The organism is Pseudomonas sp. PvP028, from assembly GCF_017832255.1.
Classification (GTDB): Bacteria; Pseudomonadota; Gammaproteobacteria; order Pseudomonadales; family Pseudomonadaceae; genus Aquipseudomonas; species Aquipseudomonas syringae.
In genome coordinates this window covers 156,508-172,117 of the sequence record NZ_JAFIBL010000001.1, presented here as the reverse complement: position 1 = coordinate 172,117, position 15,610 = coordinate 156,508, and the positions used below count along the sequence as shown (strand labels likewise).

Here is a 15,610-nt window from a genome sequence, read left to right as displayed (position 1 = left end):
CTCTGGCACTCCTTTGGCGGTTCGCATCAGAAGCGCCAGATGACGTCGACAACAGCGCGGTGCATGTAGCTGTCCACGTTGCTCTGATACGCGTCGCCTGGCTTGAAGACACCTGCGCGCAGGCGCACCAGTGCCGAAGGTTCATCGAACGACTGGCTCAGCGAGGCGGGCAGCAGGCCTTGCTTGAAGTACTTGGTCACGACCAGGTCCATTTCCTGACCCAGGTCCTTGCTGCCGTCTTCCAGTGGCAGCGAGCTGAAGGTACCGTCCTGATTGTCGTTCACCGCATTGATGCCCGAGCCGCCGATACCGGTGTTGCCGTCCACGCGACGGAACTTGTGGTAGATCAGCGACGCGTCGTATTCCTCGTTCATCTGCCAGGAGGCGAACAGCGAGCCGGTTTCCACGTTGGCCATTTCACCCTGGAAGGCTTCACCGAAGCGATGGATGCGCGAACGCGTGCCGGTCCAGTTGGAGCGGTTACTTTCCAGACCGTTCTGGACGTAGTCTTTGCTGGCGCGCGAGTAGGCGGCGCCGACTTGCCATTGCGGGTCCAGACGCAGACGCAGGCCCAGGTCGGTGGCCCAGCCGTTCATGTCACGGCTGTTCTTTTCGCCGGCGATGAACTGGTCGTTGGCGGCGGAGGTCACGCCGATTTCGTCGCGCGTTCCGTTCAGCCAGGTCAGGCTGCCCCAGTAGTTGAGCTGATTGGTGTTGCTGCGATAGTTGTAGGCATCGCTGTCAGCCTGCAGGCCGACCCAAGTCAGATCGCCATTGGAAGTCTTGTCCAGATCATCCAGCACCTGGCCCTGCGACTTGAGCTTACCGTCGTCAGCACTGTGGTGAGCGCGAATGCCGGCCCAGTTGCCCGGTGTCCACTGATAGCTGACCGAGCCGAACAGGTGCTTGCGATCTTCGTCGTCAGGTGCCAGTTCGGTCAGGTCGGTGCGGTACTCGCTGAAACGCTGGGCAGCACCCAGTTCAGCGCGCAACAGTGTGGTATCGAACGACCAGTTGATGGCCTCGATGTTGGTGTCATGCCATTGACCGTCGTCGTTGCGCAGACGCTGACGACCGATTTTCAGGATCTCGCCAGGGTAGGGCGTGAAACCGCTGTAGCCGATCCAGAATTCACGCAGTGCCGCGTAGGTCTTGTCGGTTTCGCGCTCGCTGGCGGTGCCGCGCGAGGTCTGCGTGCCGCTGCCGTCGCTGTTGCTCTGCTCCAGCGGGTCGGTCTGAATGATGTCGGTGGCGGTGACCACCTGGCCCATCGCGTAACCGCTCCAGTCGCCGCGTTCGCCATAGACCCAGGGACGCAGGTCCAGGCCCACACCGTTGACGTCGCCGCCCGAACGGGTGCCCAGATCGCGATCATCCTCAGCCTGCGCCGTGGCTTTGATTTCGATACCGAAATTTTGCGGTTGTTCGGTCAGCGCTGCCAGCGTCGGGCAGGCCCACAACAGGGTGAAGCCAAGGCCCATGCCGGCGGCCATCAGGGGATTCAACTTCATAATGCTTCCTCACCGTCTTTTTCTTCTTGCAGGGCCTGCAATGCCATCGCGTTCTGAGTGGCGTTAGCGCCCCGGACTTTTTGCTCGCGTGCCAACAGGTCTTTGGCGGTGGCGAGCTTTTCAGGCGGCAGTTGTGTGTTGAGGGCCTCGGCAAGCTCGGTCGCTTGCGGGGTCTGACTGGCCAGCGCCAGTTGCGCGAACACCCAGGCGTTGACCGGGTCGGGCATAGTGCCCTTGCCCTGCGAGAACAGTTGCGCAAGGGCGAAGTCGGCGCTGTTCTGGCCACCACGGGCTGCAGTCAGCAGCTCGTCCACGGCTTTTTGCGAGTAGACCTGGCCCAGGTAGCCGCGGCGGTAGATCTGACCCAGGTAGTAATGGGCAGAGATTTCCGTTGCGGTGGCTTTCTTCAGGTGCTCCTCGGCCTTGACGGCATCGGGAGTGACCCATTTGCCTTCGTAGTACAGGCGGCCAAGCAGCAGTTCGGCGCGAGGCTGGTCCGCCGCGCGGCCGTTGTTCAGGTATTCCATCATCTTGTTGACGTCGCCCAGTTCGGGGAAGTCGTAAAGCAGTTTGGCCAGCGTGACCCACGAGACCGGGTAGCCCGGCGCAACGCTTTCCAGCAATTGCTGAGCGGTCTTTTCGTCCGGCGTACCGATGGTGGAGTCACCCAGTACGCGCGCGACGCTGTCCACTCGTTGTGCATTGACGCGGCCAGCGGCGTATTCGCTCTTGAGCTTTTCGATCAAGGCCGTGCGTTGCTCGGCCTGGCCGCGTGTCTGGTAGACAGTGGCCAGTTCGACGTAGCAGATATCGGTGGCCGACAGCGCCTGTTTGCAGATGCTCTCGACTTCATCGAGGTGTTGAGCATAAGTGCCTTGGGTGCGATACAGCAGCACTTGAGCCAGACCTGCTTCCGGATAACCGGCGGCGCGCCACTCACTGATCTTCTGCTGCGCATTCACTTCAGGGAAGGTGTGCGGGTATTGCAGATAAAGCATCGCCAGCGGGATCAGCGTGCCGGATTCGCCATTGGCGAAGGCCTTTTTCAGCAGGCCTTCGGCTTCGCGGTGTTCGGCTTCGGTAGCGTCGGGCTTGGCAGCCAGCAGACGGCCCAGGCGCGACTGCGCCCGGGGGGAGGTCTGCGCGGCAGCGCGGTAGGTCGCTTCGGCCTGCTTGAGCTGAGCCGGGTCGCGAGTCGCGACCTGAATATCAGCCAGGCCGACTTGTGCGTCGCTATAGCCCAGGTCCGCCAGCTGCCGATAGTTCTGCTCCGCCAATGCCGTGTCGCCGTTTTTCAGGGCTTCATTGGCAAGGCGTTGATCAGGCAGGCCGGCACAGCCGCTCAGGCCGAGCGCGACGGCGAGGCTCAATAGCGTGGGGGTCGACAGGCGTCGTAGTGGGCTGTTCATGGTTACAGACCCGCAGCCATGGCTTTATCGATCAGCCAGTTCACGGACGGGCCGCGATCGCTGACTACTTCAACAGGGCGACCGGCAAGCGAGCTGCTCAGGCTTTCGTCAGGCTTGATCTGCACGCGGATGTCGGTGGACAGGTCGGCGTCGCTCAGGTTGGTGCTGCTGACGATCTGACCGGTACGCAGTTTGTCTTCGCCAGCGATCTGGAAGCTGACACGTGTGCCTGGCTTGACGTCGTTGAACTGGCGATAAGTGAAGCGTGCTTCAACGGTAGCCGGCGCGTTGCGTGGCACCAGTTGGAAGATCACCTGACCTTTGGACGCGAACTGACCGTCGGCAACCAGCTGGCGAGCCACGACGCAATCGCACGGGCTGGTCATGGTGCCGCTCATCTGCTTGCCGTACAACTCTTCGATCTTGGCTGGCTGCAGGTCTTCACCGGTCAGGCTGCCCTTGAGCATTTCCAGCATGCTGGTGTTGAAGGACGCCAGTGGTGCGCCTTTGGCGGCTTCGCCGTTCTGGGCGACCAGGCTTTGCACGGTACCTTCACGCGGCATGGTCACATCCATGCTTGGAATGGTGACCAGACCAGCCGATGCATGGCTGACGAAGTACAGGCCGTAGATCGTCTTGAAGATAAAGCCGAAGGCGGCCAGACCGACAATGAACACGCCCAGGCTGAAGGTCACAGCGCGCAGGCGACCCATCGCGCTCATGCCGCTGTCCTTGCCCTTGACCTTGCGTGCCTTGGTGAAGTTGTCGCGCTGCAGCGTGGCCAGCACTTCGCCCAGGGTCACGACTTCGCCGGACAGGTGCGAGGTGATCAGGTGGCGCAGGGTCGCAATGTCCTGCGGTTCCAGGTTCTGGAACTGGCAACCGATGCGGTTGCTGGCGTTGTCGATCGAGCGCACTTGCAGGTCGACGTCCATGGCCAGGCCAAGGTTGTCGATGATGAATTGCAGGCGTCCCTTGACGATCTGACCTTCGCTGAATTTCTGCCCGGACGGAGCAACGAAGCTCAGGCCGCCGGCCGACAGGTCTTCGACACGTACCAGTGGCGCGTTAGGCTGATCATTCAGCAGGCGCAGCTTGGCAGGGATCTTGATCCGCGCGTGTTGGCGCTGGGCTTCGGATTCATGTACGACGTTCGCATTCACGGCTGTATTCATGGCTATTTTTCCTACTTAAGCAATTAATCCGTTGGCCCGGTCAAACCATCGTCAACAGCACAGCGACGAAGATGGTGCCAGCCGAGAAAGTCATGGTTCGGGACGACCACGTGTTGAACCAGCCCTGAAAGCTGGCCATGTCGCGGCTTAGTTTGGTGTCCTGGCGAGTCCAGGACTGGCGGTCCAGGCGGAAGAAGACATAGATCTTCATCAGCGCGCCGACGATCTGGTTGTAATAGAGAATGATCGGGTAGGCAGGCCCGATCCTGTGTCCCGACAGGGACAGCAGCAGGGTGAGGATCAGGCGGGTCATGCCGATCCACAGCAGATACATCAACAGGAACGCGCCGCCATACTTGAAGCTGGCGATCAGTGCGACGGTCAGACCGAGAATGGAGGTCCACATCGACACACGCTGGTCGAACAGCACGATGCTGGTGAAGATCCCCAGGCGACGTACGCCCAGACCCAGTGCACGCGAGTTCTGACGCAGGTTGTTGCCGTACCAGCGATACATCAGCTTGCGGCTGGCTTTCAGGAAGCTCTTCTCGGGCGGGTGTTCCACGGTATTGATCGCTGCGTCCGGCACGTAGAACGTGTCGTAACCCAGGCGCATCAGGCTGAACCAGCTGGACTTGTCGTCGCCGGTCAGGAAGCGGAAGGTGCCCAGACGCCAGTGATTGAGCGAGTCGCTTTCCACGTCGGCAATGAACTCGGGGTCGGTTACCACGGTTGCGCGGAACACCGACATGCGACCGGTCATGGTCAACACGCGTTTGGACAGGGCCATCGAGCACATGTTGATGTGACGCTGAGCGAAACGCAGCTTGTGCCACTCGCTCATGATGTAGCCGCCACGCACTTCACAGAACTCGTTGGTGGTCAGGCCGCCGACGTTGTCGAACAGCTGGAACCACGGCACGGTCTTGGCGACCACACCTTCGTTGAGCACCGTGTCGCCGTCGATCACCGCAACCACGGCGCGGCTGTCGGGCAAGTGACGCGAGATGGCGCGGAAGCCATAGGCCAGACCATCGCGCTTGCCGGTGCCCGGAATGCGTACGAAGTCCAGCTTGACGCGCTCTGGCGGATTGAACTTGGCCCACATGCTCTTGACCAGCAGTTCATCGGACATTTCCACCAGCGAGCAGACGATCGTCGTCGGCAGGCCGCAGTCGATGGCTTCGCGGATAACCGAGTTGTAGACCTGTGCGGTGGTCAGCGCGTCGATACGGAAGCTGGTGACCATCAGAAACACATGGGACGGGTCTGCTGCACTGCCCAGCTTGCGAACCTTGCGGCGCAAGTGCGGGTAGACGATGTACAGGAAAATCATCCCGCGCACGAAGTGCGTGATCCCCATCGAGTAGCGCCAGATACCAACGGCGCCAATCAGGAATATAAAGTTCTTCGACTGCGAGTCGAAGATACTGGTAGGCAATGCCGCGGCAAGGCCCATGAGTAAACTTAAATAGAACAGCCAACCTGCGGCCTGTAACAGGCCGTGCTTGAGCCTCTGCATAATCGTATCCCTAAGTCAGTTGCGAGCCTCAAGCCCCAGGCTGCAAGCACATTGCTTGAGCCTGTGGCCTGGAGCCTGGCGCTTGTGGCTTGCGGCTGATTTACCAGCAGATACCTTCGGCACGACCGTCTTCGCTAGTGGCGTTGGCCATGAAGCCCACCAGATCGATGACACGCTTGCCTTCAGGGGTCTTGTTGGCGAGGGCGCGGAAACGCTCATCGCGGTTGCCGAGGATGATGACGTCGGAGTCATTGATGACCTGGTCGAAGTCCGAGTTCAGCAGCGAGGAAACGTGCGGAATCTTGGATTCGATGTAGTCCTTGTTGGCACCGTGAACGCGTGCATATTCAACGTTGCTGTCGAAGATGCTCAGGTCGAAACCCTTGCCGATCAGCATTTCGGCCAGCTCTACCAGCGGGCTTTCACGCAGATCGTCAGTGCCGGCCTTGAAGCTCAGACCCAGCAGTGCAACCTTGCGGGTGTCGTAGCTGGCAACCATGTCGAAAGCGTTCTGCACTTGCGAGGTGTTACTGCGCATCAGCGAGTTGAGCAGGGGCGCTTCAACGTCCAGGCTGCTGGCGCGGTAAGTCAGGGCGCGAACGTCTTTCGGCAGGCAGGAGCCGCCGAATGCGAAGCCAGGGCGCATGTAGTACTGGGACAGGTTCAGCGCCTTGTCCTGGCAGACCACGTCCATCACTTCACGGCCATCGACGCCGACGGCCTTGGCAATGTTGCCGATTTCGTTGGCAAAAGTAACCTTGGTGGCGTGCCACACGTTGCAGGTGTACTTGATCATCTCGGCGACGGCGATGTCCTTGCGGATGATCGGTGCATCGAGTTCTTCGTACAGCGATTGCAGAACGTCGCCCGACGCTGTGTCGAACTCGCCGATGACGGTCATTGGCGGCAGGTCGTAGTCCTTGATCGCAGTACTTTCGCGCAGGAACTCAGGGTTGACGGCGACACCGAAGTCAACACCGGCTTTCTTGCCGGAGCAATCTTCCAGAATCGGGATAACGACGTTGGCAACAGTGCCCGGCAGGACGGTACTGCGAACCACGATAGTGTGGCGGGTGGCTTTGTCACGCAGGACATAACCAATTTCGCGGCACACCGATTCAATGTAATCCAGTTCCAGATCGCCGTTCTTCTTGCTCGGCGTACCGACGCAGATCATCGACAGATCGGTGGCGCGAATGGCTTCGGCGAAGTCGGTAGTGCCGCGCAGTTTTCCGGTACTGATACCTTTCTGCAACAGCTCTTCCAGACCCGGTTCAACGATAGGTGATTTGCCGTTGTTGATCAGGTCGATCTTGGTGCTGGAAATATCCACACCCACTACTTCGTGACCGCGGGCAGACAGGCAACCGGCACAGACTGCACCGACATAACCCAAACCAAATATGCTGATACGCATCGTATTCTCCTCGATTTTTCACGCCATAGATTGGCTGGATATTAATTTTGGCCAGCAGATGTCACGCGCTATCCCTTACGGCTAACAACGCCGTAGAACTAACGCAGGCATATTTAATGAGTGAGTGCCCAAAACAAGTAAGGCGAACTCAAATGACACTATGTGCAAGCGGCAAGTAACCTGTCCTTTTGGTCAGGGCCCTGCTCTCCTTGGATGCAGTAAACCACTCCTTGTTCGACGATTGACGGCGGACCTCGGTAAGCCTGCCGCTGGCGCTAGCCAGGGCCGTCCTGTTCGAATCCTGCGCGTCGCACCGGGCTGGCGCTTCGCCTGTCTACAACATCAACTAGTGATGTGAGTTTATTTCTGGTACCTGACGCCAGGGTCATGTGGGCCTGGTTTCCTTGTCGGTAACTTCCCGTTCTTCAAGGCGACCTGTAAGTGATCTCTTACAGGTCAGCCCAGAATTGTTACGGGATGTAGGAGCGCACCAATTCCCATTTAGTTCCTGGCCACTCGTCCTGATTTGCAGATTTTGATGTATCCGGTTTGTCACGGGGACAATATCGAGGTGATGGCTTTTTTCTTAAAGGCCTCGAATTGTAAGGGGTTTGGCGGGGTGGTAATTAAAGTGCCACTACTGCAAAAAGCTGAAACGCCACTACTTAAAAAAATGGATTTTTTTTTCAGAAAAAAACGCACGTGAGTCAACCGCCTGAAAGTTGACGTTTGGCTGGCGTCATGAAGTTGTCATTCGTTGTTGGATCGTAGGACAGGTCGTGTAACAGCGCGCCGTTACACGACGGTTACAGCAGCTAGTCTTCGGCGACGTTGCGCAAAAACACTAACTTGTCGGGGGTCGACTGTTCGCGGTTGTAACGGTAGCCCTGTACATCGAACGCTTGTAATGCCTGGGGATCGTTGATGCGCTCTTCTATAACGAAGCGGCTCATCATGCCGCGGGCCTTTTTTGCATAGAAGCTGATGATCTTGTACTGGCCGTTCTTGAAGTCCTTGAACTCGGTGTCGATGATCCGCGCCTTGAGCGACGAACGTTTGACGGCAGAGAAGTATTCGGTCGAGGCAAGGTTGAGCAGCAGGTCGTCGCCCTGATCTGCCAACGCTTCATTGAGCCATTCGCTGATCCGCGTGCCCCAGAAGGCGTAGAGGTCCTTGCCGCGAGCGTTGGCCAGCCGGGTGCCCATTTCCAGGCGGTAGGGTTGCATCAGGTCCAGTGGGCGCAGCAGGCCGTAAAGACCTGACAGCATGCGCAAGTGGCCCTGTGCGTAGTCAAGCTGCGCTTCGCTCAGCGTTTCCGCTTCCAGGCCCGTATAAACATCGCCCTTGAAGGCCAGCAGTGCCTGCTTGGCGTTGTCGAGGGTGAAGTCCGGGTTCCAACTGCCAAAACGTGCCGCGTTCAATCCGGCCAGCTTGTCGGACAGGTGCATCAGTTCGCTGATCTGCGCCGGCGTCAGTTCACGCAACTGGTCGATCAGCTCCTGGGAATGCTCCAGGTACTGCGGGTGAGTGAAGCGGCCGGTCGTAGGCGGTGTCTCGAAATCGAGGGTTTTTGCCGGGGAAATCACCATCAGCATGAAGTCGTCTCCTTTTATCGTTCGCAGATTCTAGGGGCTGATAGCCTGCGACTCCAGCTATGGTGGCGATAGAGGTCGCTTCGCTGGTAATGGTCGTAGCGCCTGCGGCTTTGTATGCGCGCCAACATAAGAAGCCTGGCGCATATCAGCTATAGTGGCGCGCTGGTCATGACGTTAATGGTTGATCGAGAGGGCATCGGGTTTGCGTATCGTTTTAGCAGTGTGTGCAGGTCTGTTCTGGCTTCAGGCGCAGGCGGCAGCGCCGGTCATTGCCACCATTGACCGCAGCGTCTGGCCCGAGCGTCTCGAGACGCCGGGGTTGTTCGACGTCGCGTCGCGTGCGGAGATCCTCGCCTTTGCCCACGAGCTGTACCTGAGCGAAAAGCTCGACGAAGAGGGCCTCAAGCAGCGCCTCGGCCTGCGCTTCGTCAATGTGCCGTCGTTGAATGTGGTTCGTCATCGGCTGTGGCTGCGCTTGCTGGAGAACTACCAGAACGCGCAAAAGAGCTGCGAGCAGGACGCCAATTTCTGTGTGCTGGTCGAGGACATGGACCAGTTGCGACAGCGCGCCGAGGAATATCAGGTATCGAACGATTCGTTCTACGCCAACTGGGCCAGACCCGGCGCCGCATTCCACCAGCGTTATCTGAACGAGCTGCTGTTCATGGCGGCCCTGTTTCCGCAGACCAGCAGCGAGATCGAGCGCTACAACTCCGATGAGATGAGCGGCGACGAGATGCCGGATCGCACGTTCATGCTCAACTTCGAAAGTGGCCCGAGCCCTGCCGACGGTGGCACCGACTGGCTGGCCGACTTCATGCGCCAGCAAAAAATGACTGCCACCTTCTTCGTGCTGGGCAAGAGTCTTCAGGAGCGTCTCGACAGCACGTCGGTTGCAGGTGTGCAGGCGCTGTATCGCCAGCAGTGTGTGGGCATTCAGGGCTGGGAGTACCGCTCGCACAGCCAGTGGCTGGACTGGCAGGACTCGGTGCGACGCAGCGCGGCACTGGTTCAGCAGGTGTTGCCGGACAACTTCGTGCCGCTGTTTCGCCCACCTTATGGCCATCGACGTGCCGACAGCGGCGACTTCTTCCGCGCCGAGCATTTGCGCGTGTCGTTGTGGAATATCGACGCTGAAGACGACACCGGGCGGCTTTCGGCGGAGCAGGTGGGCGACCGTGTACTGACCCTCATGCTGCTCTGGCGCAAAGGAACGGTGGTATTTCACGACGTGGCCAACAAGGCGCAGTCGGCGCTGCCATTGCTGCTGGCCAATACCGCGCAAAGCGAGTTGATCTGGGACGATTGCCGAAATATCTCTGAAGCGCCCGAGGAACAAGGGCTGCAGAGCAGTGAAGAGGCTGCGCCGGAAGGGGAATGAAGGCAGATTCGGCGTGGGCGGACTTCCGACTTTAAACGTGACGGGTACGTCCGCCAAGCCCTATTCGTCAGGCTGTGAAATAAACTTCAAAAAACTGTCAAAGAGCTTTTTTCTGTCATCCCTTTTGCTGTATTACGAATACAGACCGCCGAAACCTGCAACACAGGTGGCGTCTTCCAAGACCCACCTTGAGCGACATTTCTGCCCTGCCTGAAGGGGAGAATCCGGCGGCCTTTTCGTGGCGCAGTACTGTCGTGGTTCTGCGTCGCCCGGCTTCTACAAAGGTGAGCGAGTATGGATGACCACGGACGCACCCCTTCCACCAACCAGCCAATCCTTTACGTGCTCGATACCAACGTATTGATTCATGATCCAAACGCACTGCTGAACTTCGAAGAACACCACGTCGCCATCCCCATGACGGTTCTGGAGGAACTGGACAAACTCAAGGCCGGTAAACATTCAGTTGCTGCCGAATGCCGCCAGGCCATCCGCCTGATCGACAAGACCCTGGGCGAAGCTTCGCCGGAGGAAGTCGAGAAGGGCGTGCCCATCGACCGTGGAACAGGCGTCTTCAAGGGCTACCTGTCGATTTTGATGAGCAAGCGCGAGGAACCCAACAGCCTGCTGCCCGAGCACCTGAACGACAACATCATCATCAACCAATTGATTGACCTGCATGCGCGCAACAAGGACTTGAGCGTCGTGCTGGTGACCAAAGACATCAACATGCGCCTCAAGGCGCGCGCCTGCGGCATTGCTGCCGAGGATTACAGCACTGACCAGCTGGTCGACGACGTTTCACTGTTGTCGCGTGGCTACCATGACATGACCGGTTCGTTCTGGGACCGCGTCAGCAAGGTCGACACCCGTCAGGAGCGCGGCCGTACCTGGCACCGCGTGCAGCTCACTGAAATGCTGCCGGCGGTTCATATCAACGAGTTCATTGTCGATGAGCAGGGTTTCGTCGGCTGGATCAAGGGCGTCAAGAACGACGAACTGCTGATTCTGGACATGCATCAGGAGCCTTTGCTGCATCAGGAGGCCTGGGGGCTGAAGCCGCGCGATATCTATCAGGGGCTGGCGCTGTTTGCGTTGCTCGACCCGGATATTCATCTGGTCAACCTGTCGGGTGCCGCAGGCTCGGGTAAAACCATTCTGGCCCTGGCCGCTGCCATCGAGCAGACCATGGTCACCAAGCGCTATCGGCGCATCATCGCTACCCGCAGCGTTCAGGGTCTGGATCAGGAAATCGGTTTCCTGCCCGGTACCGAGGCGGAGAAGATGGAGCCGTGGCTCGGCGCGATCACCGATAACCTCGAAGCGTTGCATATGGATGACGAAAACACCCATGGCAGTGTCGATTACATCCTCAGCAAGGTGCCGTTGCAGTTCAAATCCCTCAACTACATTCGAGGTCGCAGCTTCCAGCAAAGCCTGATCCTGATCGATGAATGCCAGAACCTGACCCCGCACCAGATGAAAACCATCATCACCCGTGCCGGCGCCGGTTCCAAAGTGGTCTGCCTGGGCAACCTGGCGCAGATCGACACCCCTTACCTGTCAGCCACCAGTTCCGGGCTGACCTACCTGACGGAGCGCTTCAAGGACTTCCCGAACGGCGTGCACATCACCCTGCAGGGCGTGCCACGCTCGATACTGGCCGAATACGCGGAGAGTCATCTTTAGCTGAAAAGCAGCTGTAAGCTTCAAGTGGGGGACTTCGGTGTACGAGAGCCCTCGCTTGCAGCTTTTGATTGTCGCGCCCATGCGCCAAGCTTATCGTCACACACACAAGTTCGCTTCTGGCCGAAAGGCGTAGGAGCGAACTTGTTCGCGAAGGCTATATTGTGGGCGATAAATCATTTGTGCATGTACAGCCCTCTTCGCGAACAAGTTCGCTCCTACGCCCTCCGGGCAGAAGCCAGGATTTTCGTACGCTTTAAAACCTGTGTAAAACGCCGGGCACTTTCAGCTTGTAGCTTGCAGCTTGCAACTGCCACACTTCTTGCTTCTGCCAAGGAGTAACGTTGTGCTCACTCATCTCGATTCCCAGGGTCGCGCCAATATGGTTGATGTCACGGATAAAGCCGTGACGTCCCGTGAGGCGGTGGCCGAAGCCTTCGTGCGCATGCTGCCGACGACGCTGCAAATGATCGTCAGCGGTGGTCATCCCAAGGGTGACGTGTTTGCCGTCGCGCGTATCGCCGGCATTCAGGCGGCTAAGAAAACCAGCGATCTGATCCCGCTTTGTCATCCGTTGATGCTCACCAGCATCAAGGTTCACCTCGCCGCCGAGGGCGATGATGCCGTGCGCATCACCGCGAGCTGCAAGCTGGCCGGGCAGACCGGTGTGGAAATGGAAGCCCTGACGGCCGCCAGCGTTGCTGCGCTGACCATTTACGATATGTGCAAGGCGGTAGACCGCGGCATGGTCATCGAGTCGGTTCGGCTGCTGGAAAAATTGGGCGGCAAGAGCGGCCACTTCATTGCCGATCAGGCACAGGTTTCCTCATGAAGGTTCAGGTTCAGTATTTCGCTCGTTACCGTGAACTCCTGGGCCTCGACAACGAGTATGTCGAAGGCGAGTTCGCCACGCTGGACGCGTTGCGCCAGACGCTGCTGCAGCGTGGCGAGGCCTGGCAGGTGCTTGCCGAGCAGAACCTGATGTGCGCTCGCAACCAGGAGCTGTGCAAGCCGAGCGAGCCTTTGTCCGATGGTGATGAAGTCGCGTTTTTTCCGCCCGTGACCGGAGGTTGATAATGAGCGTTCGCGTCCAGGCGGCAGCCTTCGACCCAGGCACTGAAGTCAACGCGCTGCATGCTGCCAACCTGGGCATCGGCGCGGTGGTCAGTTTTGTCGGCTATGTTCGGGATTTCAATGAGGGGCGTGACGTGTCCGGCATGTTTCTGGAGCATTATCCGGGGATGACCGAGAAGGCACTGGCAAAAATCATTGCCGAGGCCGAACAGCGCTGGCCTTTGCTGCGCGTTGATGTGCTGCATCGGGTAGGGGCGCTGGAGCCCGGCGAGCCGATCGTGTTCGTCGGCGTTGCCAGCGCGCACCGTCAGGCGGCGTTCGAAGCCTGTGACTTCGTCATGGATTACCTCAAGACCCGCGCGCCGTTCTGGAAGCGTGAAAACACGTCAGAAGGTACGCACTGGGTCGAAGGTCGTCACAGCGATCACCAAGCGGCTGATCGCTGGAAGTAAGCATCAGGCGTTGCTGCGCACCACAGCCCTGAGCAGATGAGTCGGCGGCGTCTCGCAGCTGATCTTGCGGCCCAGTTTTTCCTCGATGGCGGGCAACTGGTAAGAGTCATCCTCACCGGCAAAACTGATCGACACGCCATCGGCGCCGGCGCGGCCGGTACGGCCGATGCGGTGCACGTAATCGTCCGGCACTTCGGGCAGGGTGAAGTTGATCACGTGGCTGATGCCGTCGATGTGAATACCGCGACCGGCCACATCGGTGGCGACCAGCACGCGTATCTTGCCTTCGCGGAAGCCTTCAAGGGTCTTGATGCGCTTGTGCTGAGGCACATCGCCTGACAGCTGCGCCGCGTTCACGCCATCGCGCACCAGACGCTCTTCGATGCGTCGGACTTCGTCCTTGCGGTTGGCGAAGACCATCACCCGTTCCCAACCATTGTCGGTCACCAGGTTGTAGAGCAGCTTGTACTTGTCGGCACCGGCGACGGCATAGATATGCTGTTCGACGTTGTCGCTGGCAACGTTCAACGATTCGATCTCGACGATCGAAGGGTCCGTCGTCCACTGCTTGGCGAGGTTCATCACGTCTTCGGTGAAGGTCGCAGAGAACAGCAGGGTCTGGCGCTCACCCTTGTGCGGCGTCTGACGGATGATCTGACGTACCTGCGGGATGAAGCCCATGTCCAGCATGCGGTCGGCTTCGTCGAGGACCATCACTTCGACCATGTCCAGATGCACTTCGCCGCGCTGGTTGAAGTCCAGCAGGCGGCCTGGCGTGGCGACCAGGATGTCGCAGTGCCGTGCTTCGAGTTGTTTGAGCTGCTTGTCGAAGTCCATGCCACCGACGAACGTCATGACGTTCAGGTTGGTGTACTTGGTCAGGTCGGCGGCGTCCTTGGCGATCTGTACCACCAGCTCGCGGGTCGGAGCGATGATCAGCGCGCGCGGCTCACCCATGTAGCGTTCAGCAGGCGGCGGCGTCTGGGTCAGCTGCTCGATGATCGAGATCAGAAACGCAGCGGTCTTGCCGGTGCCGGTCTGGGCGCGTCCGATTGCATCCTTGCCCTTGAGGGTGAAGCCCAGTACGCCCGCCTGGATCGGTGTGCAGTACGGGAAACCCAGGTCCTGAATCGCGTGCATCAGTTCAGGCGCGAGGTTGAAATCGTGGAAGCGGGTCTTGCCTTCCTGGGGTTCGACGACGAAATCTTCGAGTTTCCAGGCCGGCGCTGACGGTTTTGTCACGCGCTCGCGACGCGGGCGCTCGGCCCTCGGCTTATCGGTGCGCGGCGCTCTGGCTTTGGAGGGCTCGCTGGTCGTGTCCAGAGCCTGAGTCTGGACAGCATGATCCGGTGTGTCGCCTGTGGCAGCGGGAGAGGCGGGAATAGAGGTTATCGGAGTAGGCGCAGGCTGCTCAGCCTCGCTCTTACCGAACATCTTTTTAAGTGCTTTGAGCACGGTCATCTCATCAATTGGTTAAGGAATGTACGCCGAGCAGTGTAAAGCAAGAACCGTGCTCGGCGTAGTGCCATCCATGGCGAGCTACAAAAGCGGTCCGTCGCAAGGGGTCAAGAGCGCTTCAGCGAAGCCTTTCAGCCAGCCAGACGCCGATATCGCGAATTTCCTCCGGTAACACTTGATGCTCCATTGGGTATTCCTGCCATTCAACGGTTACACCCTGGGCGGTGAGATGGTCGTAGACGGCGCGGCCCATCGGATAAGGCACGACTGCGTCATGCTTGCCGTGCAGGCAGTAGGCCGGAATACGTTGCTGACTCGCCGACAGGGTCATTTCGCTGCTGAATGTGGGGGCATAAGTGGACAGCGCGAGTACGCCGCCCAACGGGCCTTGCCAGCGTCGGTAGCCGGCGTGCAAGACCACCGCGCCACCTTGGGAGAAGCCGGCGAGGAAGATTCGCGCCGGGTCGATGCCGCTGTCGCGCTGCTGCTCGATCAGGTCCAGCACCTTCTGCGCCGAGGCCTCCATCTGATCATGGTCAATGGCCCGGGCCTCTGAACTCATGGACTTGATGTCATACCAGCTGGGCATTGCATAGCCGCCATTGACGGTCACAGCGCGTGTCGGCGCCTGAGGCAGTACGAAGCGGGTGCTGCGCAACGACTCCTGCAGTGCTTCGGCGACCGGCAGAAAATCATAGCGGTCAGCGCCCAGCCCATGCAGCCAGATAACGCAGGCGTCGGCGGGACTGGAAGGTTCGATGATCAGAGAATCGCTCATGTCTGCTCCATTTGTGTGCGCGGGCTCTTTTTGAGCGCATTAATTAGGTGCGCGGGTAGATTAAAAATGAAAGAAGATGTCGCAAGGTTACAAGTTTTTGTCTTGACCTGTCGCTAATTCGACTTAGCCAGCATGCTGGTACGGGCTTTGCT

Annotated in this window: 13 protein-coding genes; 5 read left to right on the top strand and 8 right to left on the bottom strand. The window is 59.1% G+C overall.

Annotated elements, in window-relative coordinates:
• Positions 1 to 26 precede the first annotated feature (26 nt).
• From JOE34_RS00770 to yaaA, 6 genes are all read right to left on the bottom strand, one after another.
• Entirely contained in the window at positions 27 to 1,511 is a 1,485-nt protein-coding gene (locus JOE34_RS00770) for an alginate export family protein (protein WP_003316937.1), read from the bottom strand.
• Positions 1,508 to 2,920: an alginate biosynthesis TPR repeat lipoprotein AlgK gene (gene algK / locus JOE34_RS00765; RefSeq protein ID WP_004419028.1), complete on the bottom strand. Its 1,413-nt coding sequence runs from the start codon at positions 2,918 to 2,920 to the stop codon at positions 1,508 to 1,510. The genes JOE34_RS00770 and algK overlap by 4 nt, the downstream gene beginning before the upstream one ends.
• 2 nt (positions 2,921 to 2,922) lie before the next feature.
• Positions 2,923 to 4,095 (bottom strand): alginate biosynthesis protein Alg44, encoded by a 1,173-nt coding sequence (locus tag JOE34_RS00760; protein WP_003316934.1) that lies wholly within the window; start codon positions 4,093 to 4,095, stop codon positions 2,923 to 2,925.
• A gap of 40 nt (positions 4,096 to 4,135) precedes the next feature.
• On the bottom strand, positions 4,136 to 5,620 hold the full coding sequence (gene alg8 / locus JOE34_RS00755) for a mannuronan synthase (protein ID WP_170846032.1): 1,485 nt from the start codon (positions 5,618 to 5,620) through the stop codon (positions 4,136 to 4,138).
• A 97-nt stretch (positions 5,621 to 5,717) separates the two neighbouring features.
• Positions 5,718 to 7,034, bottom strand: coding sequence for a nucleotide sugar dehydrogenase (locus JOE34_RS00750; RefSeq protein ID WP_003316933.1), 1,317 nt, complete (start codon positions 7,032 to 7,034; stop codon positions 5,718 to 5,720).
• Positions 7,035 to 7,849: 815 nt separating this feature from the next.
• Positions 7,850 to 8,629 (bottom strand): peroxide stress protein YaaA, encoded by a 780-nt coding sequence (yaaA, locus tag JOE34_RS00745; protein WP_003421769.1) that lies wholly within the window; start codon positions 8,627 to 8,629, stop codon positions 7,850 to 7,852.
• 202 nt (positions 8,630 to 8,831) lie between these two features.
• Here yaaA and JOE34_RS00740 point away from each other — a divergent pair, with 202 nt between their 5' ends.
• From JOE34_RS00740 to moaE, 5 genes are all read left to right on the top strand, one after another.
• Positions 8,832 to 10,010, top strand: a complete 1,179-nt coding sequence (locus JOE34_RS00740; protein WP_003316930.1) for a polysaccharide deacetylase family protein — start codon at positions 8,832 to 8,834, stop codon at positions 10,008 to 10,010.
• Positions 10,011 to 10,304: 294 nt separating this feature from the next.
• Positions 10,305 to 11,699, top strand: a complete 1,395-nt coding sequence (locus JOE34_RS00735) for a PhoH family protein (RefSeq protein WP_003341739.1) — start codon at positions 10,305 to 10,307, stop codon at positions 11,697 to 11,699.
• 343 nt (positions 11,700 to 12,042) lie between these two features.
• Positions 12,043 to 12,528: a cyclic pyranopterin monophosphate synthase MoaC gene (moaC, locus tag JOE34_RS00730; protein WP_003341741.1), complete on the top strand. Its 486-nt coding sequence runs from the start codon at positions 12,043 to 12,045 to the stop codon at positions 12,526 to 12,528.
• Positions 12,525 to 12,770 carry a molybdopterin converting factor subunit 1 gene (gene moaD, locus JOE34_RS00725; protein WP_003341743.1) on the top strand — a complete coding sequence of 82 codons (246 nt, stop codon included), beginning with the start codon at positions 12,525 to 12,527 and terminating at the stop codon, positions 12,768 to 12,770. Before moaC ends, moaD begins: the two co-directional genes overlap by 4 nt.
• 2 nt (positions 12,771 to 12,772) lie before the next feature.
• Positions 12,773 to 13,222: a molybdopterin synthase catalytic subunit MoaE gene (gene moaE, locus JOE34_RS00720; protein WP_003316924.1), complete on the top strand. Its 450-nt coding sequence runs from the start codon at positions 12,773 to 12,775 to the stop codon at positions 13,220 to 13,222.
• Between the two features lie 3 nt (positions 13,223 to 13,225).
• Here moaE and rhlB read toward each other — a convergent pair whose 3' ends face one another.
• Together rhlB and JOE34_RS00710 are read right to left on the bottom strand one after the other, a co-directional pair.
• Positions 13,226 to 14,683 carry an ATP-dependent RNA helicase RhlB gene (gene rhlB, locus JOE34_RS00715; RefSeq protein WP_161420632.1) on the bottom strand — a complete coding sequence of 486 codons (1,458 nt, stop codon included), beginning with the start codon at positions 14,681 to 14,683 and terminating at the stop codon, positions 13,226 to 13,228.
• Between the two features lie 115 nt (positions 14,684 to 14,798).
• A complete protein-coding gene (locus JOE34_RS00710) occupies positions 14,799 to 15,458 on the bottom strand; it encodes an alpha/beta hydrolase (protein ID WP_010424562.1) in 660 nt (219 codons plus the stop codon).
• Between the last annotated feature and the right edge of the window lie 152 nt (positions 15,459 to 15,610).

Bases quoted from the DNA above. Each gene is read 5' to 3' on its own strand.
- moaE (WP_003316924.1), top strand. From the start codon at position 12,773: ATGAGCGTTCGCGTCCAGGCGGCAGCCTTCGACCCAGGCACTGAAGTC.
- JOE34_RS00735 (WP_003341739.1), top strand. From the start codon at position 10,305: ATGGATGACCACGGACGCACCCCTTCCACCAACCAGCCAATCCTTTAC.
- algK (WP_004419028.1), bottom strand. From the start codon at position 2,920: ATGAACAGCCCACTACGACGCCTGTCGACCCCCACGCTATTGAGCCTC.
- moaD (WP_003341743.1), top strand. From the start codon at position 12,525: ATGAAGGTTCAGGTTCAGTATTTCGCTCGTTACCGTGAACTCCTGGGC.
- JOE34_RS00710 (WP_010424562.1), bottom strand. From the start codon at position 15,458: ATGAGCGATTCTCTGATCATCGAACCTTCCAGTCCCGCCGACGCCTGC.
- JOE34_RS00760 (WP_003316934.1), bottom strand. From the start codon at position 4,095: ATGAATACAGCCGTGAATGCGAACGTCGTACATGAATCCGAAGCCCAG.
- JOE34_RS00770 (WP_003316937.1), bottom strand. From the start codon at position 1,511: ATGAAGTTGAATCCCCTGATGGCCGCCGGCATGGGCCTTGGCTTCACC.
- rhlB (WP_161420632.1), bottom strand. From the start codon at position 14,683: ATGACCGTGCTCAAAGCACTTAAAAAGATGTTCGGTAAGAGCGAGGCT.
- JOE34_RS00750 (WP_003316933.1), bottom strand. From the start codon at position 7,034: ATGCGTATCAGCATATTTGGTTTGGGTTATGTCGGTGCAGTCTGTGCC.
- yaaA (WP_003421769.1), bottom strand. From the start codon at position 8,629: ATGCTGATGGTGATTTCCCCGGCAAAAACCCTCGATTTCGAGACACCG.